Here is a 26,396-nt window from a genome sequence, read left to right on the forward strand (position 1 = left end):
TATCTCACCCTTATGAAAAGACTTGTATTAGTACGCCACGGACAGAGTGCGTGGAATAAGAGTAACCAATTCACCGGCTGGACAGACGTTGACCTCACCGAGCAAGGTGTCGAGGAGGCACACGAGGCTGGCCGACAGCTACACAAGGCAGGCTTTCGCTTTGGCAAGGCTTACACGTCATATCTCAAGCGTGCCATCAAGACGCTAAACATTATCCTCGATGAGATGGACCTCGACTGGATCCCCGTGGAGAAGTCGTGGCGCCTCAACGAGAAGCACTACGGCATGCTACAAGGACTGGACAAGTCCGAGACAGCGGCTAAGTATGGCGAGGAACAGGTGCACATCTGGCGACGTAGCTACGACGTGCCGCCCGCACCGCTAGACCCGACCGATGAGCGTGCCCCTCAGCACGATCCACGCTATGCTGCGGTCAATCCGGACGAGCTCCCACTCACGGAGTCGCTCAAGGAGACGGTCGAGCGCATCCTTCCTTACTGGGAGAGCAACATTCGTCCCGACCTGGAGCGGTATGGCGAGATCCTCGTCACGGCTCACGGCAATAGCTTGAGAGGCATCGTCAAGCATCTCAAGGGTATCTCAGACGAAGAGATCCCTGCGCTCAACCTGCCGACGGGCATCCCGTACGTCTTCGAGTTTGACGACAATATGCAGTTGCAGCGTGACTACTTCCTCGGTGATCCCGAGCAGATAGCTAAGCTTCAGGCAGCCGTTGCCAACCAGGGCAAGAGCAAGTAGACACGATTCCGTTCATTTCACTAGATACTCCCAACTATTATGACATACGATCTGATCATCATCGGTGGAGGACCTGCGGGCTACACAGCTGCTGAGCGTGCTGCTCGTGGCGGACTGCAGACGCTGCTCATCGAGGAGCGTGCGCTCGGAGGCGTCTGCCTCAACGAAGGGTGCATCCCTACGAAGACGCTCCTGTACTCGGCTAAAGTTTGGCAGACGGTACAGAGTGCCGCTAAGTATGGCGTCACTTGTACGCCAGAGCAGATAGACCCTGCCAAGGTTATCTCTAGAAAGAACAAAGTCGTGCGCAAACTCGTCGCTGGTATTCGTGCACGTATGAAAGATGCTGGCGTGACCGTGGTCACGGAGCATGCAACTGTCACAGCGCACAATAGTGACGACACCTATACCGTCACGGCAGCTGGTGAGACCTATACGGCTAAGCATCTACTCCTCTGCACAGGCTCAGAGACGGTTATCCCGCCTATACCAGGTGTCGAGGAGGGGCACTACATTACCCACCGAGAGGCATTGGACAGCAAGGAGCTTCCCGCCTCGATCGTCATCATCGGTGGTGGCGTCATCGGCATGGAGTTCGCAGCTTACTACAACGAGATGGGCGTGACCGTCTCTGTGGTTGAGATGCTCCCCGAGATCATCAATGGAATGGACAGCGAGCTGGCTGCACTCCTGCGTGAGGAGTACACGAAGCGTGGCATCAAGTTCTACCTCCAGCACAAGGTGACGCATCTCTATGCCGATGGCGTAGAGGTCGAGTACGAGGGTGAGACCTTTAAGGTAGAGGGCGAGCAAGTGATGCTCTCCGTGGGTCGTCGTCCTGTGACCAGCTCCTTCGAGGCCTTGCTCAGCCAAGGGCTCGAGCTAGAGCGTCGAGGCGTCAAGACTGACGAATACCTCCGTACCTCGCTCCCCAACCTCTATGCTGCGGGCGATGTCAATGGGCACTCGCTCCTAGCCCATACGGCTGTGCGTGAGGCAGAGGTAGCGGTGGACCATATCCTCGGCCGTAAGATCAATCCGATGAGCTACCGTGCCATTCCAGGGGTCGTCTACACGCATCCCGAGATAGCGGGCGTAGGCTTCACCGAAGACGCACTAAAGAATGGAGACAAGGTCTATACGAAGCTGATGCTCCCGATGAGCTACTCAGGTCGCTTTGTTGCCGAAAACGAGATGGCTTCAGGATTTTGCAAAGTCCTTGTCAACCCCGAGGGCAAGATACTCGGTGTGCACATGCTAGGCAATCCTTGTAGCGAACTGATCGTCACTGCTGGGCTAGCCATCGAGCGTGGCATGACAGCGCACGAGCTGAGCGAAATCATTTTCCCGCACCCCTCTGTGGCTGAGATCCTCAAGGAGACGCTGGAGACCTTTCCCCGTACACACTAGTCAGCCATGAGACCTCCTCATATCGTTATACTAGGCTTAGGAGGCGTCGGCGGATACTTCGGCGGGCTCTGGACACGCTACGCTATGGAGCATCCCGACCAGCTGCGCGTCTCCTACCTTATGCGTCCAGGAGCGCACTACGATCGTGTACGCCGTGAGGGCTTGCGCATCTCTTCGCCTCGTTTGGCAGAGACCGTTGTGCGTCCTAGCTGCGTCACTTGCGATCCGCAAGAGCTGGCCCCGATAGACTATCTAGTTGTCGTGACCAAGAGCTATGACCTGGCCGACAGCATACGTCCGCTCCAGCCTTATCTGACCAAAGAGAGTGCCGTCCTGCCCCTGCTCAATGGTCTAGACATCCACGAGCAGCTCCGCACGATGCTCCCCGCAGAGGTCGAGCGCTGGGCGGGTGTCGCTTATATCACCGCACGGCGCACAGAGCCAGGTGTAGTGGAGAGCCACTCCGACAACGAGCGACTCTATATAGGTTCTCTCGCACGCCCCATCGGTAGTGAGCGAACGGCTAGCGAAGAGCGACTCCTCCAGATCTCTCAAGCTGCGGACATCGACCTGGTCATCCCCGACGATCCTATGGAGGAGGTGCGCAAAAAGTACCTCATGCTCTCCAACTCAGCAGCTGCGACAGGCTACTACGACTGCAACGTCGAGGGCTTGCTCGGTGCGCATCGTGCCTTTGTCATCGGACTCACCGAAGAACTCTGCCAGCTCTACCGTGCTAAGGGGTGGGGCATCAGCGATGCCGATCCAGTCTCCTCAGCACTCCGTCGCATAGAGCGTATGCCACCCGCCACGACCACCTCGATGAATAGCGACCTACGCAACCATCATCAGAGCGAGGTCGAGAGCCTTGTCGGCTATGTGGCTCGTGAGAGTCGTCGCTTAGGCCTCTCAGCACCACACTACGAAGAGGCTTACGCCGGCATCTTGCAGCGCATCGCGCAGCAGTAATCATCAGCGTCTCGGAGCTGTCGGATCTCGTCTGACTACTCCGAGACGCTTGCTCTAATATCTAACCTCTAATCTCTAACATCTAATTTCTAATCTCTAATCCCCCATGAAGCGTCTACTCGTCCTCTTCGTTTGCCTCCTCACACTGCCATTCTTTATGGTCCAAGGTCAGGAGCTAGACTCGCTCACGCAAGCCTTTCGTACGAAGCCCTCTGTAGCTACCGCCACGCAGCTCGTGGAGCAGGCTACAAAGCGAGGACGCAGTGACCTAGCCGTCTCGGCTTATGAGTACCTCGCTCATCAAAATGCTAAGTATCTGCCCGCTCTCTGGGAGAGCTACCTCCGAGAGCTACGACTAGACGAGCTGTCCGCTTCGCTCGAGAAGCAGAGCAGAGCGCGCAAGGCGCATCACGCCACCGACCTCTACGCTGAGCGACTGCATGCGCTACGCCGGCTCATGGGAAACGTCCTTTGGCTAGAAGTGGCCGACACCGTCACCATTGCACGAGAGCAGTTAGCCAATTACCTCAATGGACAAGGCGTCAAAGTCTTCTCCTGCGACAGCCTAGGACTAGGCTTCCTCACCGAGCGAAGCGATCGATACATCAGACCGCTCCGAGAGCGTCCCGAGGCACCCGTGCGTCTCGTCTATGGCGATCTCCTAGCCAATCAGCCGATCCCCACAACCCTCCAAGCGGATGCTACGATTATTACCGCCATCCCAGACAGCCTAGAGGCGCCCTCTTACCCCTCGCTAGCTCCTGACGGTATCACGCTCTACTTCTCAGCTGTTAGCAAGCACGGACTGGGCGGGCGAGACCTCTACATGACCCGCCAGACCGCTTCGGGAGGCTATCTGCAGCCGGTCCCGCTGGGACTCCCGTACAACAGCACGGGCGATGACTTGCTCCTCGCTTTCAACGCTGAGCGTCATCTCGGCTACCTCGTATCCGACCGCTATGCTCCCCACGGCATGGTCACCGTTTATCGCTTTGTCTACAATGATGGCGAGGTGACCGAAGTCCCCTCCAACGATCCCGCCCTCCTGCGTCAGTACGCTATGCTACGCCCTTATCGTATCACGCAGCGGGCGGATGTAGACTACACTGCCTTGCTGAGCCAGCAAACTGCCGCACAGCCTGCCCACAGCAGCGCCTCTCATGGAGCCTTCGTCGTGGCACCAAATGTGATCTACACTAGCCGCGAGCAGTTTCACTCCGCCGAGGCTGCGACCCTCTATGATCAATATCTGACCCAGCAGAAGCAGCTCACCGAGCAGGAGCAGACACTGGCTCGTCTCCGCACAGCCTATCACCAGCATAGCGGTAGCGATGCCGACCTGACCGAGATGATCCTACAGCTCGAGCGTGAGCTCCCCGCAGCTCGCAAGGCGTTGCGTGCACTTGCTCAGGAGATACGACAGCTCGAGCGTCCGCATCGCTAAGAGCGCCCTATATTGGGGAAAAGCACTACCTTAGCGGGCGTTAAACCAATAAATAACCCAATCTCAATGAGAAAAGAACAATTGATCCGCATCTGCCTAGCCATGTTGCTAGCCAGTACCACCCTCCTGCTCAGCTCCTGCAAGAAGGATAAGGACCCCAAAGACAAAGACCCCAAGGTAGCACTTGTTAATACGCACTGGCAGATCTTGTCCGATCTTATGGGGGAGGACCTTAGCGATCTGATCGGTGAAGGCGTAGGAGATCTTCGCTTTACCTCTCAGACGGAGGGTGAGTTGACAGTAGCTACCAAAGGTATGAAGCTCACATTTTCGCTGACCTACAGTTACGATGCCACGCAAAAGGCTTATCCAGCTATGGTAAAGATGGAAGATATCACTCATCACTTTATCATGAAGGTCAATTGGGATACGAATATCTTGGTCGTCTATGAGCAGGAAGATGGAGCTATTATTCCAAAGCCTATTATGTTCTTTGCGCTTGTCAAGTAGCAGGCTCTAAGGCACAGCACATTTGTAGAGGCATAGCCCTACGACAAATAAGTATGGGGTAGAGACCTAAGCGGTTTCTGCCCCTTCTTTTGTGTATGCTCGGCAGGTGTGTACGTTCGGCAGGAGATAGGTTTTCCAAAAACTTTCCAGCCTTGGAAAAATAAATTTCCAAGGGAGGAAAAGAACTTTTCCAAGGGTGGAAATTTAATTTTCCAAGCTTGGAAACTTTCTTTTCCACCGTTGGAAAACGATTTGGAGACTGTTGCATAAAGGCGAATCGCTGTGTTGCTTTCGGGATTCGGCTTCGGTCACATACGGAGATATGTTCCCTTCAGACCTCACCCTCAGCGCCTTGCGCTTCATCCTTTTTGCAAAGTCAGGACAATCTTGCAAGCAAGATTGTGAGACTGTTGACTTTGCAACAGTCTCATTTGATCTTTGAGACAGCGAGGAATTGCTCACGAGGGGCGACGGGTGGGGCGACGAAATAAAGAGAGGGCTGAGCCCGTTGTGACGAACCCAGCCCTCTGCTCCAGAACTCTTCGCCTTGGCGAGGTGCTTTATCTTAGGATAAGAGGAACGATCTCCTCACCGACAGATAGGTAGTAAACGCCTGAGGGGATAGCGTCTGTGCTGATGACGGCTGTGCTTGAGCTAGTCGCAACACGATATACCTGCACGCCCGACAAGTCGTACAGCGTGACGGTCTCTCCGCGTGGGATGCCCTCTATGCGGACTGCCTCAGGGGTTACGTAGAGAGATATCGCAGCGGTCGGACAGAGCGATATGTGATTGCCTTGCACTCCTGCGTAGGGGGACTTATTGTCATCCATATCAACGGAAAGGACTGTCCAATTCTTATCTGTAGCGATCTGAACGTCTGAGGCCATACATCGGTTTTTGTCTGCTTCTGGCTCGTTGTCCGTACGGAATATGATGAACTCGGCTTGATCTAGAGCCTCTGGATCAGCCCCAGCCTCAAAGGTCGGGAGACTCTCTACTAGTTGGGTCATCTGCTCTCCACTGATCTCATTGTCGAAGGCGATCACGCTATAGAGCTTGTCAGAAGCCAGAGGTAGCTCTCTAAGGTAATTGACATGTACCTGTACCTCACGAAGGTTGGGACAATGCGTGAGGTCTACTTTCAATAGCCCACACCCAGCTGCGAATAGCTTTTCGAGTTGAGTGGCTTTGGAGAGATCTAGCGTGCTCCAAGCGTTGCCCGAGCAGTTTAGCTCTTTGAGCTGCGTCAGAGATGTCAGCGAGCGAGAAGGCACTTGACTATTCCTGCAATATAGGTACTCGAGGGCGGGAAGGACTGCGAAGTCTATATCTCCGACGGGTGAGTCAGAAGTGTTGAGCCGTTTCAGCTTGCGAGGGTTCCCTAGGATGAGCGTCTGGAGCTGCTGGTTGTCGTTACATAAGAGGCTCTCCAGCTCAGGATTGCCACTGATGTCTAGATGCGTCAGGTAGGTGCCGCCACAATTTAGCGAGCGCACCTTGCCACGTATGACTAGATTAGGACTCTCTAGTAGGTAGTAGCGACGTCCATTGGCGGTGCTATGGTAAGTGCCTCCCTCGACCTCAAAGTCTTCATCGGGATAGGCCTTTATACCAAGCGGGATGTAGTTTTCGCCCTGACCGATGGTTAGTGCTGTGGTCAGTCGGATCGTCTCGTCAGAGATGTGCTTCTGATATCCATAGCCAGGGTACTCCTCGTTGTTTGCCGTCTTAATGATCCAGTTTTTATCCCTAGCTTGTCGCACCTGCTCAGCTGTACAGACATTGCCTTCGTCCGTCACAGCGGGGTGCGTGTCTATGATGACAATGAAACCATTCGACTGACCGACACGAGAGGGTAGGGAGGCTATGAAGGCACCCATCTCGGGTTCCTTGATCTGGTTGCGGTGCATAAATATGATGCTGAGGTTGTTGCACCCAGAGAGATCTAGGGCAGAGAGATTGTTTCCCCCGATACCGAGCATGGATAGCTGCGCCAAGCCCTGTAGCTTGATCTGCTTTAGCTCAGCCATCTTAATGCCGATCTTGGTGATGTTGGGACACATCGAGAAGTCCGCCTCTTGGATCGTCTGTATCCCTCGGTCACGCTCCTCAGAGAAAAAGACTTCTAGATTGGGAGCCTGCTCGATGTTGAGGCTAGCCAGCTTGAATGAGGTTGCCTCGATCTTGGTTATAGATCCCGTGATCTCGACTTCCTGACGGATGACCTTGTACCAGTTGCAGTCGTTGTCCGCAGCATTGACTCCACTATGGTCTAGCTGCAGCGCATCGCTGATGATTGCCTCTTCATTGACTGCGAGAGCCACCTGCGATCCGATGGGAGCTGATGTGCGCAGGGTGACCTTGTCGCCCTCTGCGTGTAGTAGAGCTGGTAGGCAGAGGAGCAGGGAGAGTAAAGTGCGTAGAAGTGTCTTGTTCATAGCAGTATATGTGATAGTTCGTTTTACCAAAGGTACATAATTTTCGAACCTGTGCAACTAACCTTCGACGCACTCCTCTACGGAAGGTTTCCTCACGAGGGGCGACGGGTAGGGCGACGAAACAAAGAGAGGACTGAGCCCGTTGTGGCGGACCCAGCCCTCGGCTGTGTGGTTGGCGACTTAGTCGTCTGTGGTTAGAAGCGGTTGCTTAGTCGCTTGTGACTAGAAGCAGTTGCTTGTGTCGCGGCTAGAAGCGGTTGCGTACGGAGCGTGTGGAGCTGCTCTTAGACTGCTTCGGCTGCTCGGTTTTGGCTGCTTTTTGGGTAGCCTTCTTAGCACGCTTCTTGTCAGCACGGCTCTTCTTCTTAGCCTTGGTGGCTTTGGCTGCTTTGCGCTGGTTGCTCTTGCCCTCGCGCAGCTCTTGTGAGCGACGGGCACGGGCGGTGTCTAGCTGCGAGTTGTCTTCGCTGTCACGCGCCTCCTGAAGGTCGTCGTCGCTCGTGGCAGAGGTTGTGTACTCGGTGCCGTAAAGACTCTCCTCAAACTGCTTGAGCTCACTCTCGATCTGATTGCTGAAGGCTTGACGAGCAGCCATGGCTGTCGAGTCACTCATCTCGCTGTTGAGCTCAGCGGTCTCACCGCCTAGCGTCATCGAGATCTGTCCGCGGTACAGGTTGAGACTGAAGAAGTCGTCCATCGTGGCAGTCGTGGCGTTGTTCTTGGTCGAGAGCATGACAGGCTGCTGCGAGAGGTAGGGCTGCAGGTCGGAGTACTTGACCCAAAAGAGCGGTATGCGCACGCTACCCTCCATCGATATCTCGTCGTCCATCACGGGGCAGATCGCTACGATCTGACTGCTCACGTCGCTGGTCTTGACATCGTAGTAGTACTCCTCCTTGACGTAATAGCTACGGATGGACTGCGTGGGGATGTCTACGGGGAGGATCTTGAAGGCGCGGTTGCCTGTCTGGCTGGGGTCTTTGTCATATACGATGCCAAAGCGGTCGAGGAAGTCTTCGAAGCGCAGCTGTCGCTCGGGGGTTAGGTTTTCGTAGCCGAGGTCTTCGTACTCATAGACGGTGATGTCCCCGTCGTTGAAGCACTTGAAGAGGAGCGAGAATAGGCTCTGCAACTGTCCCGACGGACGTACAGGACGAAAGATGGGGGCATTGGCGAGGCTGTCTATCGAGAGTTGTCGGTAGACGACTCGGCGCCAGGGGGCTGCCTCGGTATCCTTGATCTGCTGGTCGGCGTAGTTCTTGGCGCGCATGGAGATACCATTGGCCTGTGTCTCCTGCTCCTGCTCTCGCTGAGCGCGTCGCTGACGTGCCGTGGGGCGCTGGCGTGGCTGCTCCGTGGCGACTCGTGTCGAGTCGGTCGGGGTGGCTGAGAGCGGGTCGAAGTTTTGCGCCTCAGCGGTCAGTGTGAGCGTGAGGGCCAGGAGTACTATGAGTAGAGACTGAATGCGTTGCATAGTATAGTGAGATGGGTCTATTCTTAAAGCTGTGAAGACTATCGTACGATTACTTCGATGGCTGGGATCTGTCGCTCGATGCCGTCGGGACCACGAGCGATTACTTCGCTCACGAAGAAGCGCTTACCCTTTGCCATATTGCGGATTTTGTCTCGCTGTCTAGCGGAGAAAGTGGGGCCATTGGACACCTCAGGGATAACGCCGCCGACAGAGTCAAAGAAGAGGAGCTGGAAACGCACTACTTGGTAGGGCACGTCTAGCAGATCATCGTCGATAGCTGCTCCGATACCGTTGGCCGTGAGGAGGTCGCGCTTGGCAATACGTCCGCCCTTAAAGCGCTTGGTCGCACCATTGGCATCGGTGTACTGTATATAAGGAAGTGGGTCGGGGAGTGCTCGTACCCGCAGGGAGGTCTCGGCCATCTTGGTGGTTCGTCCGTCTGCCTGTTTGGCCATGACGGTGATGACAGCGGGGGTACCAATCTTAGCGGGCTTAGCTACCCAGCCATTGCCATTGCGGGTGAGCGTGCCGTTGGTCATCGTGGCGGTCACGTTTTGCGAGGGGACGCCAGGCACGGCGATGCTAATCGGGTTGTTGATGCCCGCATAGAGGACATTCATCATCGTAGGCGCGACCGTCGCAAAAGGCTCGGTGACGTAGTACTCCGACTGGAAAGGCTGCTTGATAGCGGTGCCGTCGGGCAGTTCCGTCTCGATGTATCCCGAGATGGGGAAGGTGCCGGCTTTGGACGCCGTGACACGGTAAATGCCTCCAGCACTCTCGGGGAGGGTGGTGCCATTGACCACAATCTTGGGCACGCGTGTCGAGTCGTAGCTGGAGAGGACGATGCTCGCCTCGTACTGGCTGCCCTGCATGACAAGCTGACTGCGTGGGATCACTTGCGCCGCAATCTTGTTGACGCGGAGGTCGCCACTGTCGATGTTTTGGACTAGGTCACTTAGCACGTCGCCCTCGACGGAGCGTATGTCGCTCTGAAGCTTCGTTAGCATCGTGAGCGAGGCAATGGTGGGGATATTCTCAAAGATCTGCTGCTCCCAGTTGAGCCCTCCCGAACGCTCCGTGCTGAGCATCTCAGAGATATGCTCACGACGGCTGTCGCTACGAACCATCTGCGTGGTGTACGTGCGGAAGGCCTCGATCGACTCGCGTAGCTTAGCGCCTCGCCGTGTGAGCGGGTTGAGCATGACGGTCGTGGGTGCGTTCATATCGTCCTTGCGAGCCACATCGTTAGGATTGGCATCCTTACCGTCTGCCTCTTGTGCTATGAGGAGGCGCAGCTGGTCTATTTCGTTGTAGAGTGAGTCGGCATAGGCGGTGAGTGCTAGCCCTTTGCGATACCAGGGCTCTGCTTTACTAGGGTTTTTGGCATAAGCAGTCGAGAGCCCCTTCATGATGTTGTCATTGCTCTGCTGCGAGCCCTCGATGGTGTGCGTCAGACTGCGCTCTACGAGGACAAAGCCCGAGAGTACCTCTGAGGAGACATTGAGTGCTACCATCGCAATGAAGACGAGATACATCAGGTTGATCATCTTCTGTCTATTGCGGTTGCCACTACTTCCTGCTGCCATAATGCCTAGATTGTGTTAGTTGAATAGCTATCGAGTAGATGAGGTGGAAAAAGCTATCTACTCTTGCGACTCCTGTGGTGCGCCCGCATTGCGTGGTGCTTGGTAGGGCTGTGATGCGTAGTAGTCAGGACGTGCCGAGGGGTACTCCTGCCGTGGAGCGTAGTAGCTAGGCTCGTAGCCTCCCTGATAAGGACGACCCGCCATACCAGGGGCACCCATATTGACCGTCAGTGCCTCTAGGATGCGAGCGTAGACACGGTTCAGCTCAGAGAGCTGCATGGTCAAGCGCTCATTTTGCGTGCGGAAGGTGGTGCTGTCGATGGCGGAGTCTTGGTACATATTCTTAATATGCTCCAGCCCTTGGTTGATCTGGTCAATGGTAGCGACCTGTCCTGTGATGCTTGCCAGCTGCGACTCGTAGATCTGGTTGAGACGCGCCAGATGCTGCGAGGTCGTGTCCATCTGCATCTGATACTCGACAGCACTCTCACCGAGGGTGCGCCCGTCTTGCTGCATAGCGACCCACTGATCGGTCATCTGCTGAGACAGCTCGCCCAGTCGGCTAAGCTGCGAAGCGGCATTGGCTAGCTGATCAATGGCTGAGGAGAGACGCTCCACCTGAACCTCCGAAGCTGGCGCACCGTAGCCACCCTCAGGGGTAACATACCCCGCCTGAACTTGTGGCTGAGATGCGTAACCGCTAGGCTGCTCGTAATGCTGACCCTCAGGATAGGCGTAAGAGGGCGCTGGCGCTGCAGCTGCCTCCTGAGCTTTGCGGAGGAGGTACTGTCGGCGAGCCTCCATCTCCTGCTTGTCCATCGGGTTCTTAGAGTCTAGCTCGGGGAAAACCTGCTCCCACTGGTAGTGCTCCTCAGGCTGCTCGAAGCCTGAGATAAAGAAGACGAAGAACTCGGTGATCATACCGATGAAAAGCATCTCATTGCCGAAGGGGAAGTGGAGCAACTTAAAGAGAGCTCCGAGGATCACCACTGCGGCACCCCAGCTGTATGCGAAGTTGAGCACTCTGCGCCCTTTCTTGCTGGAGAGATACATCTCCAGTCCATTCTTGTAGCGTCTATATTTCTTTGCCATGAGTCTATCTATCTGAAGGGTAAAGCCGTCGTTAGGGCTATCTGTTGCGTTGCTTATTTGGAGTTGTTGATGATGCTACGCACACAGCGGAAGCCAATGTAAGAGTGCGCCTCATCTTGTGGTGCGTAGATGCGTCGTGTGGATCTGATGAAGCGGAGGACGTCCTTCCACGAGCCACCCTTGGCGACCTTGCGCCGTAGCATCGTATTGTCCTCGCGAGCTGCGTTGTAGTGCATCTGCGGATTGACATCGTCCATCATCTCGTAGCTCGATACGAAGTAGCTTGAGCTAGTCCATTCCGCCACGTTGCCCGCCATATCGTAGAGCCCGTAGTCATTGGGCGAGAAAGTGCTGACCTGCGAAGTGATCACCTGCCCGTCGGCTGCGTAGTCTCCCTCGAAGGGCTTGAAGTTTGCCAAGAAGCAGACATCCTCCGAGTCTAGGTCTTCGCTATTCCACGGGAACTTCGTGTTCGTCCGTCCAGCACGCGCTGCGTACTCCCACTCAGCCTCGGTGGGTAGTCTAAACTCTGGCACAATCGCTCCATCGGGAAGGTTCAGCCCCTTGCGGTAGTTGTCCGTGCGCCAGTGGCAGAAAGCGGTAGCCTGCTCCCACGAGATACCCACCACGGGGTGGTTGTCGTAGCGAGGGTGGTTGAAGTAAGTGCGGGTGTAGATCTCATTCTTAGAGTTGGGGTAGTCGTTGACCCAGACCGTCTCGTCGGGGTAGATCGCTACGATGTAAGTATTGAGGAAGTCGTACTCACTAGCGAGTTGACGCGTGATTGTCTCACGAATTATCTCGCCACGGTCGTTGACGTAAGCCGTGTCCTTAGAAATCATCACTGGCTCTTGAACGCCCTTGCTGGCGCGCACATCCTTTTGTAAGTTGTTGCGGTAGAGTGCTGCTGCGTGGTAGTCGTAAACCTCATACTTGTAGAGCATCTGCTTAGGATCGAGCTTGCGCTCGCCCGTCACGGGGTTCGTGTAGTAGACGCTCTCCATCGCCTCCAGCTCCTGCTCTAGCGCACGCTTAGGAGTGGGTAGTGGCTGCGACCAGTCTAGGTAGGGCTTGACAGGGTCACCATACTTGTCCGTCGTAATCTTGTAGAGCGGGTTACCTCCGTATAGCGGGTCTGCCAGACGCTCACGAACGATCGAGTCACGCACATAGTAGACGAACTGTCGCCACTGCGCATTCGTCACCTCCGTCTGATCCATCCAGAAAGCATCTACCGAGATGGCTCGGTACTCCGCGGGGAGGCCCCATACGGTGTCCGCCTCACGCTCGCCCAGCACAATGTGTCCTTGTGGTATCTGTACCATGCCGTAGGGCGCTGGCTCACTCCACGAGGCGAGTCCCACGCCCACCAGCTCGGCACTCACGCCAGAGCCACGCTTGGGCGCGCAGCTTACCATGCTCAGCACGGAGATGAAGAGTAAGAGTAGTGCCAAAGCACCTAGTAGGGGCAAGGCTCCTGCTCTGATTCTAGTCCTAAGCCTTTGTACGGAACGGGCATCATGCGCGCTCTGGGACGGACTGCTGTATGTCGGCAAAGCTTCTTTCATAGCTTCTAAGTTGTTTCAGAGTTCTATTTAATAGTGAGACGTACGGGCTAAAGGAGTCGGATGCTCTTGTAGCTGTTGGTCCCTTTCTTGTGGCTAGACATCGGGAGTGCATAGGTGATCACCAGTTCGTGACTGCCCCAGTTGCCCCTCGCCAACTGACTCGTAGGCATCTCAAAGAGGTACCCCACGTGACACTTGCCAAAGAGCGCTCCCAGCCGTAGCCCCGCCGCTTGCAAAGGTCGGTACATCAGACCAGCCTCCCATCGCTGCGCAAGGCGCACATCTAGGTTGACATCCACCCGCCACGACGTCAAGTTTGTCGAGGCAAATAGTGAGGGGTGCCATGATAATAACGCACCTGGTGGTGTAATATTGTACCCACAGACGGCATTGATATGTATCGGCACCTTCTGATAGTAAAGCCTATCGAGGGTGATGCGCGGCACCGTGAGATGACGCCCCGAGACACCGATGAAGTAGCGAGGCGTGTGCCATAAGACTCCCGCAGAGAGGTCGAAGGTACGTCCCGACACAGGCGTTTGGGGCAGCGAAGGGTCGTTGGGCGTCATTGCCCCTCCGTCTGGTATGTGAGCCTTAGTGCCATCGTATAGGAGGTTGATCATGCCCAGTCCCGTGCCGATAGAGAGGATCTTATCCCCCTTCCAGCGAAGCTGAAAGGCATACTCCGCTTGCGCCTCTGTACGGGTAAAGAGTCCCGCACGCTGCGCCACGACCACCAGCCCCACACCGTGGTAGCTCTTGCCCCACTGCTGCTCCGTATGAGCCGAGACAAAAAGGTTCGCAGGAGCTCCCTCGATACCGATCCACTGCTGATGATAGGCAGCCGTCAGGAGCAGATCTTTCTGCAGCCCGATCGCTGCCGGATTGTAGTAGTTCTGCAACCGTCGGTAGTCGGAGAAAAGCGGGTCCACCTGCGCCAGCGAACGCATCGGGAGCCAGCAGGCCACGATAAGTAGACATAGCAAGAACCTCCCGAAAGACTTACGCCCCCACCTCACCGTAGCGCACACGCCCCCCTCCGACTGGTGCTCTCTTGGCGCAAGCCGTATAGCGCAGATCCGTAGTGGGCGCGTCTCTCTCATCCTAGGTGGTGTGTGCTCATAAGCTCATAGCTATGCAGAGATTCCCTGATTATGAGTCAGGGTCTATAGTAGCGAGTTAGTACTCCTCCTCGTTGAAGAAGAAGTCCTCCTTGCTAGGGTAGTCTGGCCAGATATCCTCGATGGTCTCGTACTCCTCGCCCTCGTCCTCGATCTCCTCGAGGTTTTCGATCACTTCGATGGGCGCGCCTGAGCGCTGAGCATAGTCGATGAGCTCATCTTTGGTAGCAGGCCAGGGAGCATCCTCCAGCTTGGAGGCCAATTCTAACGTCCAGTACATAGTTAGTCTATATCAGTGGTTATATATAATAAGGAGTATCCTATCGGAGAGAACGGCCGTGTCGCTAGATTATTGCACACCTTCGCCGACTCGCTCCATAGCGCATCTCCTACGAGCGTGCAAATATAGACAACCTAGACCACATTTACAACACTTCAAACTCCTAGGCCCGCGAATCTCACGACTAGCCCGCAGTAAAGACGCACGCCCCGTGCTTCACGACAACGGTTACCCATCCGATGTCCTCGATGCTCCCGAGCCCTCCGATCACCCTATTATCGAATATCCGATATTCGCGATTTCCCACGTGGAAATCGAAAAGTCCCTCCGTTGGAACTAAAAAGTTCCAAAAGGGGAATTGTTTTTGGAACTCGTATGTGCTATGGAATCAGTGCAGTACGAATAGCTCTTTGTAGGGACGCACGATCTGTGCGTCCGTCCTCGTTAAATCACGATGCTGTAACCTTTGACACAACGGACGCCCTCCGACTCGACACTCATCGTGCTTCCCTACAGGGCGCAGTGGGGAGGGAAGCCCTCCGACACCTCTGTATTTTCCACTCCAAAATGCAATTTGGGGCGGGGATGGTCAGGGCTGACGCATTATAATAATGATCTCATCGACCTCTCTACTCCTCGCTGGTCGCTAATGTGTAGTTTCTGAAAGAGCAATTGTGATGAGTCAGCCCTAGCTGGGAAAAATAGACGCCGACTCGCTACAATAATTTAGACCTAGCTACATATCGAAACGGCATTGTGTCGGGGAAAAGTGATTTCCACCTAGATATTTCAAAATCTCCACGTGGGGAATAAAAAATTCTTCGGAGGAATGAAATGAAACTTCGGAAGAATCAAATGAAACTTCGGAAGAAATGAATCACGCCCACGTGGAAAATAAAAAACATTCACGTGGATATTTGAGATTCACCACGTGGATATTCGAGAAAGGAGAGAATCGGACGAATTTCCCCGTAAAGATATGTACAGCAACAGAAGGTGAGCTTCACAGAAATCCAGGACTGACACGTTATATATAATGCCCCCATCTATGCCTCGCTTGTCGCTAATGGGTTGCTTCTGAAAAGACGATTATAATGCGTCAGCCCTGCGGGGATGGTCGAGAGGTGGCGTAAGTAAAGTAATTTGTATAACTTTGCGACATCGGTCAGATCCTGCTGCACTCGTTGCTCTCAGCTGGAGGACGAAGTGGGGTGGGGGAATGCCGTGGAGCGTGTCGCACGAAGTGGTGACGCGTCTCGCTGTGGGGCTACTACAGATGTGGCCCTCACGAATGTGTAACGCAGTAAAATGGTAGTATGTCACAGCTCCTACGATAGGGGCGTGGCGCAGTATGATGTCGGATTTGGTGTCGCCTTTTAAGGCCTTTCTCAAGCAGCACGGCTATCAGCTGACTTCTGAGCGAGTAGAGATCGCTCAGGTGGTCAGTCTGCAGCGTCGTATCTTTACGACAGAGGAGCTGATGGCTCAGCTGAAGGAGGGGGGCTATCGCCAGAGCCGTGGCACGGTCTATAGTACTGTGCGTCTGCTGGCTGAGGCGGGGCTGATCGTGCAGCTCCCGCAGGCGAGCGAAGCGCACTATCTGACCAGTGAGCAGGCTAGTCTCTATGCTGTCTGTCGCTGTCGCTGCTGTGGTGCTGAGGTGCTCTATAGACAGCCTCGACGTCTCAAGGCTCTACGTCATACTACGCCGCATCGGTATCGTCTGGCACAGCCTCTGCTGATCTTCTACGGACTATGCCAGCGCTGCGAGCGTGAGACTGCTAAAACGAATAACAAGAGGTCGGCGACTCAGTCGGGTGGCTACAACAAGCCTCCTCAAGTCGCTGATCGATAGAGATATATTAAGACATGAACAAGAAAAAGGTAGACGTCCTACTCGGACTACAATGGGGCGATGAGGGCAAAGGCAAGATCGTTGACGTCCTAACCCCAGGCTATCAGATGGTAGCACGCTTTCAAGGAGGCCCTAATGCGGGGCATACACTGGAGTTTGAGGGACAGCGCTACGTATTGCGTTCGATCCCCTCAGGCATCTTCCAGGGCAACAAGCTTAACATGATCGGCAACGGTGTCGTACTCGACCCCGTCCTACTACGTGAGGAGGCTGAGCAGCTGGCTCAGAGTGGCCACGACATCAAGAAGCGACTAGTCATATCTCGTAAGGCGCACCTGATCCTCCCGACACATCGTCGGCTAGATGCGGCACAGGAGCTCTCTAAGGGTGCTGCTAAGATTGGCACCACGGGCAAGGGTATAGGGCCCTGCTATACCGACAAGGTGGCTCGCACGGGCCTACGCATCGGTGACATAGAGCGAGACTTTGAGACCCGCTACAAAGCTGTGCGGGATCGTCACGTGGATCTATTGCAGAAGATGGGTGCTGACCTATCCAAGCTGCCTGAGATGGAGGAGGCTTTTTACCAAGCCATTGAGTACCTCAAGGGCTACCAGTTTGTAGATAGTGAGATCCTCATCAACGAAGCACTCGAGGAGGGGCTGAACGTCCTTGCTGAGGGTGCGCAGGGCTCGCTACTGGATGTGGACTTTGGTACTTACCCCTTTGTGACTAGTAGTAACACGGTAAGTGCTGGCTGCTGTATCGGTCTGGGCATTTCGCCCAAGGCGATAGGTCGCGTCTACGGTATCTTCAAGGCATATTGTACACGTGTCGGGTCAGGACCTTTCCCCACAGAGCTACAAGATGAGGTGGGGCACCTGATGGCCGATCGTGGTCATGAGTTTGGCGCGGTGACGGGGCGTCCTCGTCGCTGTGGCTGGATAGACCTTGTAGCGCTGCGCTACACGATCATGCTTAGCGGTGTGACGCATCTGATCATGATGAAGAGTGATGTGCTAGACACGCTCCCCACCATCAAGGCTTGTGTCGCCTACCGTATAGGAGATAAGGAGTACAAGAATATGCCGTACTCACTGGAGACGGACATAGAGCCTATCTACCAGGAGCTACCAGGCTGGCAGACGCCACTAGACGGCTGCCGCTCGGAGCAAGATCTGCCAGATGCCTTCCGTCACTATGTGGCCTTCCTAGAGGCGCAGCTACGAGTACCTATCTCGATCATATCTGTAGGGCCTGATCGCTCACAGACCATCATGCGCAAGCTCAACAATGAACTATAAAGAAACGGTAGACTATCTCTACCAAGCGACCCCTTGCTACCAAAACCAAGGGGGCGATGCCTATAAGCCTGGCCTAGAGCGCATGCAGCAGATGTGCGAGGCGATAGGCAATCCACAGCGATACATTCGCACCATCCATGTGGGTGGTACCAATGGTAAGGGCTCGACCACCTCGCTCATAGCCTCCGTGCTGACAGCTGCGGGCTATAAGGTGGGGCTCTTTACCTCGCCACACCTAGTGGACTTTCGCGAGCGCATACGGATCAATGGAGAGATGATCTCCGAGGAGGAGGTGGTCTCCTTTGTCGAGCGGACCCGTCCGCTGATTGAGTCTGTCGGTCCCTCATTCTTTGAGTACACGACCTTGATGGCGTTTGAGCATTTCCACACCCATGAGGTGGACTACGCTGTCATCGAGGTAGGGCTAGGAGGACGACTAGACAGTACCAATGTGATACAGCCTAAGCTCTCGATCATAACCAACATTAGTCTGGATCATACGCAATATCTCGGCAATACACTCGAGGCGATTGCCTATGAGAAGGCGGGCATCATCAAAGAGGGTGTCCATGCTGTCATTGGGAATGCTGGAGGCTCTGTGCGTGTGCTCTTTGAGCAGGTGGCTGATGAGCGTCATGCTCCGATCACCTTCTGCGAAGATGAGCACACGATCAAGCGATACGATGAGCTACATCCTGGTATGCGGCTGGACACTGTCGATTATGGACTCATAGAGACGCCGCTCTCGGGCGATGCGCAGCTGGAAAATGCTCATACCGTCCTAACCGCACTCCGCATCCTAGACGACAAAGTACTCGACACGCCACTCACCCATGAGGAGGTGGCGCGAGGCTTTGCCGAGCTGTACAAGCTCTCGGGACTGCGTGGTCGCTGGGAGACGCTCTCGACAGATCCGCATATCGTCTGCGATACAGCGCACAACCCCGCTGGTATAGCTGTCGTAGCGCACCAACTCGAAGAGGCAACCTATGATCACCTATATATAATAGTAGGTATGAGTGCCGACAAGGATATAGACACCAACTTGGCTCTCTTGCCTTCATCAGCTCGCTACTACTTCTGCACGACAGCGTCACAGCGTACGCTACCCGCCGAGGAGCTACTGCAACGTGCTGAGGCTATCGGCCTCAGGGGGAGAGCTTATCCCTCGGTAGAGGAGGCACTGCGAGAGGTCGTGGCGCTTGCTAATGCAGGCGACTTGATCTTCGTCGGTGGTAGCAACTTCATCGTTGCCGAGCTACTCAAGAGTTATCCCACGATACAAAAAGAGCGCCCAGCCCATCAATGAGGGCTAGACGCTCTACCTATATATACGCATCAACAAACTAAACATACTACATAACGTAATGACTGAATCTACACAATTGAAGACCCTGCGAGACAGCGCAGGGATGAGATGGCTAGCACTGGCACTAGTCGCACTCACGATGTTCTTTGCCTACATGTTTGTAGACATCCTCTCACCTGTCAAGACGATGGTTGAGTCAGAGCTTAACTGGAGCTCTACCGTCTTCGGGACCTATGGAGGTAGTGAGTTCTTTATCAATGTATTCTTCTTCTTCCTCATCTTCGCAGGTATCATCCTAGACAAGATGGGGGTGCGCTTTACCTTCCTCCTATCAGGCTCTCTGATGGTGATCGGAGCTTTGATCAAGCTATACGCACTGAGTCCCGCCTTTAATGCAGGAGGCTTCGGGTATGACTTCTTCAACAGCTTCTGGCCCGCTATGCCAGCCTCTGCAAAGCTAGCCTGTGTGGGCTTTGCACTCTTCGGCTGCGGTACAGAGATGGGAGGCGTGACGGTCTCTCGCTCTATCGTCAAGTGGTTTGAGGGCAAGGAGATGGCTCTCGCTATGGGTATCGAGATGGCTGTGGCTCGTCTAGGTGTCTTTGCTGTCTTTTGGCTCTCACCGATGATCGCTGAGCAATATGGTACTGTACGTGCTTCTGTCTTCTTCGGCACTTGTCTTCTTGTCGTAGCTCTACTACTTTACGTAGTTTACTTCTTCATGGATAAGAAGCTCGACCAGCAGCTAGAAGCAGCACATGCAGCAGTGGAGAAAGAGGAGGAGGAGCCCTTTAAGTTTAGAGACCTCGGACATGTCTTTGGCAACTCGATGTTTTGGATCGTTGCGATCCTCTGCGTGCTCTACTACTCAGCGATCTTCCCCTTCCAGAAGTTTGCTACTGAGATGCTTGTGAGCAACGTAGGCTTTGAGCAAGATGTAGCTGCTAAGATCTTTAGTCTCTTCCCCGTAGGAGCTATGGTGATAACCCCAATCTTGGGCTTCTACCTAGATGCTCGTGGTAAGGGTGCGACGATGCTGATGATCGGTGCTATCTTGATGATCGTCTGCCATGGTACGTTTGCTTTCTTCCCATTCAGCACGGTCTCTCACGGGCTAGCAACCACAATTGCCGTCGCAGCCATCGTAGTACTAGGTATCTCCTTCTCGCTGGTTCCTGCTGCACTATGGCCTTCCGTACCTAAGATTATCCCTGGTAAGGTGCTAGGCTCTGCTTACTCTGCTATCTTCTGGATTCAGAATATCGGTCTCATGTCTGTGCCTATGCTCATTGGTGCCATCCTCGATGCAAACAACCAGAATGTAGCTCCTGGACAGCCTAAGGACTACTTCCAGGCTATGCTTGTCTTTACCGCGTTTGGTGTTGTAGCTCTCATCACGGCTATACTCCTTAAGGCAGCTGACAAGAAGAAGGGCTACGGCCTTGAGTTGCCGAACATTAAGAAGTAACTTATCCGTCGGGGAGGGGGGTCTTTTGGCGTGTGGCATCGCACCTTTTAGGGCAGACTTAACTGGGTGATGTAGGCTACTCGCAAAAATCTTCGTACATTTGTGCCGAGAGAGCTAGCTATACGTGATAGCACACTCCAAAAGAACTACCATTCCACCGAAGAAATAAGATAACTCGCTATATGGAAATCAAGAAATCACCCCACGCAGACCTAAGAAGGACGATACCCTTATCGTTGGCTATGGGATTTGTCTTAGCTCTAGGTATCCTTTATACCGCTCTAGAGTGGACCTCTACAAAGGACGATAGTACAGACGATATGACTGCACTCAATATCGCCGACATCGATGATGCGCTCATCATCAACGAGCAGCAACAAGAGCAGCCCGAGCCCGAACCCGAGGCTCCACAGGAGGTCGTAGAGGTAGCACTACCTGAGGAGTTTAAGGTAGTGGACGATAGCAAGGAGGTTGCTAAGATTTCAATTGTCTCTGTAGACCAGGATCGTGAGCTACCACCGCCACCCGTTATCGTACAGCCTGTACAGACAGTCGAGGAGCCTGAGGATCAGATCTTCGAGATCGTTGAGAATCCCGCTGTACCCCCCATGGGTGATATACCCTCAATGCTTAAGTGGATTGCTAATCACATCGAGTACCCACAGAGTGCTCTAGACAATAACATCCAGGGTAAGGTCGTGCTCCGCTTCGTCGTGGAGAAGGACGGATCTATCGGAGATGTGATTGTAGCACGCAAGGTAGACCCCGCACTAGACAAAGAGGCTATCCGTGTGCTTAAGTCTATGCCTAAGTGGACGCCAGGTAAGCAGCGTGGTAAGCCTGTACGCTCTTACTTTACACTGCCTGTTGCCTTCGTGCTAGGCTAATGCAAAAGGCGTGACCCCCTTTCTGTAATAACACAATGCGCTATCGGATGATATAGGTGTCTCCCTACGTTGTTGACCCAACCTGCTACCAAGTAGCTCTGGTAGGTAGACATGTATATCACCCCTTAGCTCCGTATCACAGGAGGTCTCTACACCTCATACTAAACCAAGGAATGTCTCACACAGTAGAAGCCAAAGATCTGGGGGCTTATCGTCAGATAGTGCAGGATACACTGCAGCGTCTGAAGCTAGATAAGCGCACACCTCAAGCTCTCTACGCTCCGATACGGTACACGTTGGAGCAAGAGGGAGCTAAGCGTGTGCGTCCAGTCCTGGCTCTCTTGATGCAGGCGTACTTACGTCCCGAGGCACCCTTGGTAGCATCGCCTATAGTAGCCCTAGAGGTCTTTCACAACTTTACGCTACTACATGACGATGTGATGGACAATTCTCCCGTACGGCGTGGCAAGCCCTCGGTCTATGCTAAGTATGGACTGACACCTGCCATCCTCTCGGGAGATGCTATGCTCATTCTAGCTTATCAGATGCTTACAGAGGGTGTCTCTGCTGAGATGCTCCTTGATCTGATACAAGACTTCAATAAGATGGCTACGCTCATCATGGAGGGTCAGCAACTAGACCTCGAGTATGAGCAGCTAGACTATGTCTCTAAGGAGCAATACCTAGAGATGATCGGCTACAAGACAGCGATCTTGATAGCCACGGCAACGCGCTTTGGAGCTATCCTCTCGAAGGGGAGTGCTGCAGAGCTCGAGTCCTCTTACGCTTTTGGGTGGAACCTCGGGTTAGCCTTTCAGCTTCAAGATGACTACTTAGATCTATACGGAGATAGTGAGACCTTTGGCAAGCCTCTCGGAGGGGATATCCTAGAGGGCAAGAAGACTATCCTCCATACACTCGCCTATGCTACAGCTTCTCCCGCTCAGCGACAAGCACTCATAGAGGCGATGCGTAGATCTAACGAGCAGGCTGAAGAGAAGATCTCAGCTGTCAAGGCTCTATATGACGAGATGGACGTAGCTACACAAGTGCAGGCACTCGTGCGAGACTACTTAGCAGAGGCGCAGAGTGCGCTAAAGGCTTTGGAGTCAGCTTGTGGTAGAGAGGCTACGCAGTTGCGCGCTTTTGTAACCAAAATAGCGGAGCGCAATACTTAAACGCTCAGTCCTTAGCGAAGGACTGGCAACTTTGTAGCGAAAGGGAGAGCTTCCCTTTGGTTAGATCGAAGAGGTAGGACAGAGATATGCTGATAGATACCCACACACATATATATGGTGTCGAGTATGACGCAGATAGAGAGGCTGTCATCTCAGCAGCCCGTCAGGCGGGGGTAGGCTATATGGTTATGCCCAATGTAGATCTCACGTCACTTCCTCTACTAGTCGAGACTCACCGCAGCTATTCTGATCGTACAGCGATGGCGCTAGGGCTGCACCCCACCTCGGTGGAGGCAGATTACGCCGAGCAGCTACGTCAGCTACGCCAATACATAGCTCAGTCTAGTGAGGCAATAGTAGCGATAGGGGAGATCGGACTAGACTTCTATTGGGATCGTACCTACGCCGACGAGCAGCAGAAAGCTCTCATCGAGCAGGTCGGATGGGCTACAGAGCTAGACCTACCGGTGATACTGCATGTACGATCAGCACTGGACGAGACGATCGACCTCCTGACCTCTCACTTCGCTCCCGAGCAGCTTCGAGGAGTCTTTCACTGCTTCGAAGGCGAGGAGACACAGCTACAGCGCATATTGGATCACTTGCCACTGATGATGATAGGGATCAATGGCAATGTAACCTATAAGCGGTCTCGCACCGCTCGACTACTGTCTCAGATACCTCTAGACAAGATGCTTCTAGAGACAGACGCACCCTATTTGGCTCCTATTCCCCAGCGGGGGAAGCGCAATGAGCCAGCATATTTAGTTCATACAGCTAGCTATGTCGCAGATCAGATAGGCATCTCGCTAGAGAGCTTGGCAGAGCATACGACAAGCAATGCTATACGGCTCTTTTCGTTAGACTTAGTCGGCTAGCCGACGATCGTAACAGATCACAAAGCCTCCCGAATTAGGTTGTGAAAAGTGAGGTCGACGGTCTAGATGCGTGCTAAGTCGCCAAATTTCTTTAGATTTGCACTACTAAACGGATCAAGAGAGCCTATTTACTGACACAGATAGCTGGAAAGAACAAGTAAGCATAGCAAGACAGAACAAACATAATAGACCCATAAGGAGAGATGCTCGAGTGGCTGAAGAGGCACGCCTGGAAAGCGTGTAAACGTCGAAAACGTTTCGAGGGTTCGAATCCCTCTCTCTCCGCAGTAATAACAATCAAACTAGAAATAATCAACTAACACAACTATCGCAATGAAAAAGTTATTTGCAACGTTATCATGCATGGCTCTACTCACACTGGGCCTCACACAGATGACCTACGCACAGGAGGCTGCTCCAGCAGCTACAGACACCACAGAGGAGGTGACACCAGCTGTCGCTGATGAGGCTGTTGAAGTCGACATGGAGGCTGTCATGGAGCAAGACGCTACGGCTGATCAGACCTTCCACCAGGCTCTCAAGACCAAGTTCATCGAGGGTGGTGCTGACTTTATGGCACTCATCGCACTCGTCCTGATCCTCGGTCTCGTTCTCTGCCTAGAGCGTATCATCTACCTCAACCTAGCAGACAATAACTACGAGGCATTCCTACGCAAGCTCGAGGAGGCTCTCAACCGCGGTGACATGAACGGCGCTAAGGACATCGCACGCAACACCCGTGGTCCTGTTGCTTCTATCGCATACCAGGCACTGATGCGCTTTGACCAGGGCATCGACGTAGTCGAGCGTTCTATCGTCTCCTACGGTGGTGTACAGGGCGGACTCCTCGAGAAGAACCTCTCATGGATTACCCTCTTCATCGCTATTGCACCTTCACTCGGATTCCTTGGTACCGTCGTTGGTATGGTCATGGCATTCGATAAGATTGAGAAGGTTGGTGATATCAGCCCGACGGTCGTCGCTGGTGGTATGAAGGTGGCTCTGATCACGACCATCGGTGGTCTGATCGTTGCTATGATCCTACAGGTCTTCTACAACTACATCCTATCTAAGGTTGAGTCTATCCTCAATCGTATGGAGGATGCCTCAATCACGCTAGTTGACTTTGCTATCAAGTACAACCTCCATAAGTAATACGCAACCATGGCAGTAACCAAAATTCGTAAGATCTCTAGCTGGACGCTACTAGTACTCTTAGTAGTCTCCGTTGCGGTCTGCCTTGCGTTCTTCGTCGGGGGAGTCGAGCTAGATGCTGCGGGCAATAAGGTCTATGCCAATACAGACTTAGTCTTGTATTGGGGCTATGCACTTGTTGCGCTGACGCTCATAGCAACGATAGTATTCGCTATCGTCTCCCTAATCCAAGGTTTCCGCACCAATCCTAAGAGAGCTTTCCAGAGTCTCTTAGTATTCATAGTCTTGATCGTGATACTCGGCATCACCTATGCTATAGGCGATGGTACTCCGATGGCTGTCAATGAAGACTCAGCACAATACAACACTCCAGGGTGGCTCAAGATCATCGACATGTGCATCTACACCACCTACACACTAGTGGCTCTCATCATCGTGGGTGTCATCTGGGGTGGTATCCGCAAGCGTCTTGCCAAGTAAGTAATCAAACACATCAGTAAAGAGCAATGTCTAAAACTAAAAAGAAGGTACCCAGTATCAATGGGTCATCCATGGCCGACATCTCTTTTATTCTTCTGATCTTCTTCTTGATTACTACTTCAATGGACACCGATCAGGGACTAAAGAGGCGCCTACCGCCGTTGGTTCCCCCCGAGCAGCAGCAGCAAGATATAGAGATACGTGATCGTAACGTGCTCCGTATCCTTGTGAACCGCTCGGATCAGATAGCTATCATCAAAAAAGATGCGTCAGGACGTGACGACATGGCTATCGTACCTCTTGATAGGCTCAAGGATCGTACTGTCGAGTTTATCCTCAACCCGCAAGATCTGCCACATCTCCCAGAGAAGGAGACACGCTACATCGCAGGACTAGGAGATCGACTCGTGACGATATCTTCGTATGCTATCTCCCTCAAGAACGAGGTCGAGACCAGCTATCAGATGTATATCGACGTACAGAACGAGCTACTCCGCGCTTACAATGAGGTATGGGATATCGTCGCTCAGAAGGAGTATGGTCAGCCATACAATGACCTTACACCAGACAAGCAGAAGGTGGTAGTCGACTGCTATCCGATGCACATCTCTGAGATGCCACTCAACTCCTAATCTTCAACTTATAGCGCATTATTATGGGAAAGTTCAAACAAGCTGGAGGGCGTACGATGCCTGAGCTGAATACATCCTCACTGCCAGACTTGATTTTTGCCTTTCTGTTTTTCATCATGATGGTGACGAGTATTCGAGAGGTTACACCTAAAGTAGCCTTTCAGAATCTCCCCACAGCCACAGAGCTAACCAAGTTGGAGGAGAAGTCTCTTGTATCCTTTATCTACGTAGGTAAGCCTATTCCTGAGCTACAGGCTAAGTTTGGTACAGCACCAGCTATCCAGCTCAACGACCAGATTACCACAGATGCCTCTGCCGTTTATGGCTTTGTCAAGGATCAAGAAGCTCAGATACAGGACGAGCGTCGCAAGCTGATGACCATCTCTATCAAGGGCGATGCATCTACCAAGATGAAAATCATAGCAGATATCAAGCAAGAGCTACGTCGTGCTGATGCACTGAATATATCATACTCAGCAAGACCTAAGCGAGATAACTAATAGAGACACGTTGCGCTAAGCAACAGACTCTCTCACTGAATCACGAGGAGGGTGCTACTTACAATAGGGTAGCATCCTCCTCGCTTTGTATGC

Annotated in this window: 23 protein-coding genes and 1 tRNA gene; 17 read left to right on the forward strand and 7 right to left on the reverse strand. The window is 53.5% G+C overall.

The annotated features are described in order from the left end of the window. Positions 1-12 precede the first annotated feature (12 nt). From gpmA to Q2J34_RS05940, 5 genes are all read left to right on the forward strand, one after another. Positions 13-759: a 2,3-diphosphoglycerate-dependent phosphoglycerate mutase gene (gene gpmA, locus Q2J34_RS05920; RefSeq protein WP_298889128.1), complete on the forward strand. Its 747-nt coding sequence runs from the start codon at positions 13-15 to the stop codon at positions 757-759. A gap of 39 nt (positions 760-798) precedes the next feature. Continuing rightward, complete coding sequence (gene lpdA, locus Q2J34_RS05925) at positions 799-2,169, forward strand: dihydrolipoyl dehydrogenase (protein ID WP_298889126.1); 1,371 nt, start codon at positions 799-801, stop codon at positions 2,167-2,169. Positions 2,170-2,175: 6 nt separating this feature from the next. Beyond that, positions 2,176-3,138, forward strand: a complete 963-nt coding sequence (locus tag Q2J34_RS05930; RefSeq protein ID WP_300969542.1) for a ketopantoate reductase family protein — start codon at positions 2,176-2,178, stop codon at positions 3,136-3,138. Positions 3,139-3,244: 106 nt separating this feature from the next. After that, entirely contained in the window at positions 3,245-4,582 is a 1,338-nt protein-coding gene (locus Q2J34_RS05935) for a hypothetical protein (protein ID WP_300969543.1), read from the forward strand. 66 nt (positions 4,583-4,648) lie between these two features. Next, positions 4,649-5,092 (forward strand): hypothetical protein, encoded by a 444-nt coding sequence (locus Q2J34_RS05940; protein ID WP_300969544.1) that lies wholly within the window; start codon positions 4,649-4,651, stop codon positions 5,090-5,092. A gap of 560 nt (positions 5,093-5,652) precedes the next feature. Here the strand turns inward: Q2J34_RS05940 and Q2J34_RS05945 are convergent. The 7 genes from Q2J34_RS05945 to Q2J34_RS05975 form a co-directional block, all read right to left on the reverse strand. Next, positions 5,653-7,533, reverse strand: coding sequence for a leucine-rich repeat domain-containing protein (locus Q2J34_RS05945; protein WP_300969545.1), 1,881 nt, complete (start codon positions 7,531-7,533; stop codon positions 5,653-5,655). Positions 7,534-7,780: 247 nt separating this feature from the next. Beyond that, on the reverse strand, positions 7,781-9,007 hold the full coding sequence (porN, locus tag Q2J34_RS05950) for a type IX secretion system ring subunit PorN/GldN (RefSeq protein WP_300969546.1): 1,227 nt from the start codon (positions 9,005-9,007) through the stop codon (positions 7,781-7,783). Between the two features lie 38 nt (positions 9,008-9,045). Beyond that, on the reverse strand, positions 9,046-10,596 hold the full coding sequence (gene porM / locus Q2J34_RS05955; protein ID WP_298889114.1) for a type IX secretion system motor protein PorM/GldM: 1,551 nt from the start codon (positions 10,594-10,596) through the stop codon (positions 9,046-9,048). Between the two features lie 57 nt (positions 10,597-10,653). Beyond that, positions 10,654-11,688, reverse strand: a complete 1,035-nt coding sequence (porL, locus tag Q2J34_RS05960; protein ID WP_298889112.1) for a type IX secretion system motor protein PorL/GldL — start codon at positions 11,686-11,688, stop codon at positions 10,654-10,656. Between the two features lie 53 nt (positions 11,689-11,741). Beyond that, a complete protein-coding gene (gene porK, locus Q2J34_RS05965; RefSeq protein ID WP_298889140.1) occupies positions 11,742-13,106 on the reverse strand; it encodes a T9SS ring complex lipoprotein PorK/GldK in 1,365 nt (454 codons plus the stop codon). A gap of 197 nt (positions 13,107-13,303) precedes the next feature. Continuing rightward, positions 13,304-14,359: a PorP/SprF family type IX secretion system membrane protein gene (locus Q2J34_RS05970; protein ID WP_298889110.1), complete on the reverse strand. Its 1,056-nt coding sequence runs from the start codon at positions 14,357-14,359 to the stop codon at positions 13,304-13,306. Between the two features lie 76 nt (positions 14,360-14,435). Continuing rightward, complete coding sequence (locus Q2J34_RS05975) at positions 14,436-14,657, reverse strand: DUF2795 domain-containing protein (RefSeq protein ID WP_004331394.1); 222 nt, start codon at positions 14,655-14,657, stop codon at positions 14,436-14,438. A gap of 1,351 nt (positions 14,658-16,008) precedes the next feature. Between Q2J34_RS05975 and Q2J34_RS05980 the strand changes: the two genes are divergently transcribed. The 12 genes from Q2J34_RS05980 to Q2J34_RS06035 all read left to right on the forward strand — a co-directional run bounded on the left by Q2J34_RS05980 (position 16,009) and on the right by Q2J34_RS06035 (position 26,303). Next, on the forward strand, positions 16,009-16,512 hold the full coding sequence (locus Q2J34_RS05980) for a Fur family transcriptional regulator (RefSeq protein WP_298887193.1): 504 nt from the start codon (positions 16,009-16,011) through the stop codon (positions 16,510-16,512). Between the two features lie 14 nt (positions 16,513-16,526). Next, complete coding sequence (locus tag Q2J34_RS05985; RefSeq protein WP_298887190.1) at positions 16,527-17,816, forward strand: adenylosuccinate synthase; 1,290 nt, start codon at positions 16,527-16,529, stop codon at positions 17,814-17,816. Further along, a complete protein-coding gene (locus Q2J34_RS05990; RefSeq protein WP_298887186.1) occupies positions 17,806-19,125 on the forward strand; it encodes a bifunctional folylpolyglutamate synthase/dihydrofolate synthase in 1,320 nt (439 codons plus the stop codon). Before Q2J34_RS05985 ends, Q2J34_RS05990 begins: the two co-directional genes overlap by 11 nt. Before the next feature lie 58 nt (positions 19,126-19,183). Further along, positions 19,184-20,593 (forward strand): MFS transporter, encoded by a 1,410-nt coding sequence (locus Q2J34_RS05995; RefSeq protein WP_300969547.1) that lies wholly within the window; start codon positions 19,184-19,186, stop codon positions 20,591-20,593. 182 nt (positions 20,594-20,775) lie between these two features. Further along, positions 20,776-21,480, forward strand: coding sequence for an energy transducer TonB (locus tag Q2J34_RS06000; protein ID WP_300969548.1), 705 nt, complete (start codon positions 20,776-20,778; stop codon positions 21,478-21,480). Positions 21,481-21,653: 173 nt separating this feature from the next. Then, entirely contained in the window at positions 21,654-22,658 is a 1,005-nt protein-coding gene (locus Q2J34_RS06005) for a polyprenyl synthetase family protein (protein WP_298887178.1), read from the forward strand. 86 nt (positions 22,659-22,744) lie between these two features. Continuing rightward, positions 22,745-23,536 (forward strand): TatD family hydrolase, encoded by a 792-nt coding sequence (locus tag Q2J34_RS06010; RefSeq protein ID WP_298887175.1) that lies wholly within the window; start codon positions 22,745-22,747, stop codon positions 23,534-23,536. Between the two features lie 197 nt (positions 23,537-23,733). Beyond that, positions 23,734-23,821, forward strand: a tRNA-Ser gene (locus Q2J34_RS06015). Between the two features lie 48 nt (positions 23,822-23,869). After that, positions 23,870-24,691, forward strand: a complete 822-nt coding sequence (locus Q2J34_RS06020) for a MotA/TolQ/ExbB proton channel family protein (RefSeq protein WP_374044560.1) — start codon at positions 23,870-23,872, stop codon at positions 24,689-24,691. A 9-nt stretch (positions 24,692-24,700) separates the two neighbouring features. Then, a complete protein-coding gene (locus Q2J34_RS06025; RefSeq protein WP_298887172.1) occupies positions 24,701-25,171 on the forward strand; it encodes a hypothetical protein in 471 nt (156 codons plus the stop codon). 26 nt (positions 25,172-25,197) lie between these two features. Next, positions 25,198-25,803: an ExbD/TolR family protein gene (locus tag Q2J34_RS06030; RefSeq protein ID WP_298887169.1), complete on the forward strand. Its 606-nt coding sequence runs from the start codon at positions 25,198-25,200 to the stop codon at positions 25,801-25,803. A 23-nt stretch (positions 25,804-25,826) separates the two neighbouring features. Next, positions 25,827-26,303, forward strand: coding sequence for an ExbD/TolR family protein (locus tag Q2J34_RS06035; protein ID WP_293965849.1), 477 nt, complete (start codon positions 25,827-25,829; stop codon positions 26,301-26,303). The last annotated feature ends 93 nt before the right edge of the window (positions 26,304-26,396 follow it).

Source organism: Porphyromonas vaginalis, assembly GCF_958301595.1.
GTDB classification, from domain to species: domain Bacteria; phylum Bacteroidota; class Bacteroidia; order Bacteroidales; family Porphyromonadaceae; genus Porphyromonas; species Porphyromonas vaginalis.

Excerpts from the sequence above, each read along its gene's own strand:
- gpmA (WP_298889128.1), top strand. The coding sequence starts at position 13 with ATGAAAAGACTTGTATTAGTACGCCACGGACAGAGTGCGTGGAATAAG.
- lpdA (WP_298889126.1), top strand. The coding sequence starts at position 799 with ATGACATACGATCTGATCATCATCGGTGGAGGACCTGCGGGCTACACA.
- Q2J34_RS05930 (WP_300969542.1), top strand. The coding sequence starts at position 2,176 with ATGAGACCTCCTCATATCGTTATACTAGGCTTAGGAGGCGTCGGCGGA.
- Q2J34_RS05935 (WP_300969543.1), top strand. The coding sequence starts at position 3,245 with ATGAAGCGTCTACTCGTCCTCTTCGTTTGCCTCCTCACACTGCCATTC.
- Q2J34_RS05940 (WP_300969544.1), top strand. The coding sequence starts at position 4,649 with ATGAGAAAAGAACAATTGATCCGCATCTGCCTAGCCATGTTGCTAGCC.
- Q2J34_RS05945 (WP_300969545.1), bottom strand. The coding sequence starts at position 7,533 with ATGAACAAGACACTTCTACGCACTTTACTCTCCCTGCTCCTCTGCCTA.
- porN (WP_300969546.1), bottom strand. The coding sequence starts at position 9,007 with ATGCAACGCATTCAGTCTCTACTCATAGTACTCCTGGCCCTCACGCTC.
- porM (WP_298889114.1), bottom strand. The coding sequence starts at position 10,596 with ATGGCAGCAGGAAGTAGTGGCAACCGCAATAGACAGAAGATGATCAAC.
- porL (WP_298889112.1), bottom strand. The coding sequence starts at position 11,688 with ATGGCAAAGAAATATAGACGCTACAAGAATGGACTGGAGATGTATCTC.
- porK (WP_298889140.1), bottom strand. The coding sequence starts at position 13,106 with ATGGTAAGCTGCGCGCCCAAGCGTGGCTCTGGCGTGAGTGCCGAGCTG.
- Q2J34_RS05970 (WP_298889110.1), bottom strand. The coding sequence starts at position 14,359 with ATGAGAGAGACGCGCCCACTACGGATCTGCGCTATACGGCTTGCGCCA.
- Q2J34_RS05975 (WP_004331394.1), bottom strand. The coding sequence starts at position 14,657 with ATGTACTGGACGTTAGAATTGGCCTCCAAGCTGGAGGATGCTCCCTGG.
- Q2J34_RS05980 (WP_298887193.1), top strand. The coding sequence starts at position 16,009 with ATGATGTCGGATTTGGTGTCGCCTTTTAAGGCCTTTCTCAAGCAGCAC.
- Q2J34_RS05985 (WP_298887190.1), top strand. The coding sequence starts at position 16,527 with ATGAACAAGAAAAAGGTAGACGTCCTACTCGGACTACAATGGGGCGAT.
- Q2J34_RS05990 (WP_298887186.1), top strand. The coding sequence starts at position 17,806 with ATGAACTATAAAGAAACGGTAGACTATCTCTACCAAGCGACCCCTTGC.
- Q2J34_RS05995 (WP_300969547.1), top strand. The coding sequence starts at position 19,184 with ATGACTGAATCTACACAATTGAAGACCCTGCGAGACAGCGCAGGGATG.
- Q2J34_RS06000 (WP_300969548.1), top strand. The coding sequence starts at position 20,776 with ATGGAAATCAAGAAATCACCCCACGCAGACCTAAGAAGGACGATACCC.
- Q2J34_RS06005 (WP_298887178.1), top strand. The coding sequence starts at position 21,654 with ATGTCTCACACAGTAGAAGCCAAAGATCTGGGGGCTTATCGTCAGATA.
- Q2J34_RS06010 (WP_298887175.1), top strand. The coding sequence starts at position 22,745 with ATGCTGATAGATACCCACACACATATATATGGTGTCGAGTATGACGCA.
- Q2J34_RS06020 (WP_374044560.1), top strand. The coding sequence starts at position 23,870 with ATGAAAAAGTTATTTGCAACGTTATCATGCATGGCTCTACTCACACTG.
- Q2J34_RS06025 (WP_298887172.1), top strand. The coding sequence starts at position 24,701 with ATGGCAGTAACCAAAATTCGTAAGATCTCTAGCTGGACGCTACTAGTA.
- Q2J34_RS06030 (WP_298887169.1), top strand. The coding sequence starts at position 25,198 with ATGTCTAAAACTAAAAAGAAGGTACCCAGTATCAATGGGTCATCCATG.
- Q2J34_RS06035 (WP_293965849.1), top strand. The coding sequence starts at position 25,827 with ATGGGAAAGTTCAAACAAGCTGGAGGGCGTACGATGCCTGAGCTGAAT.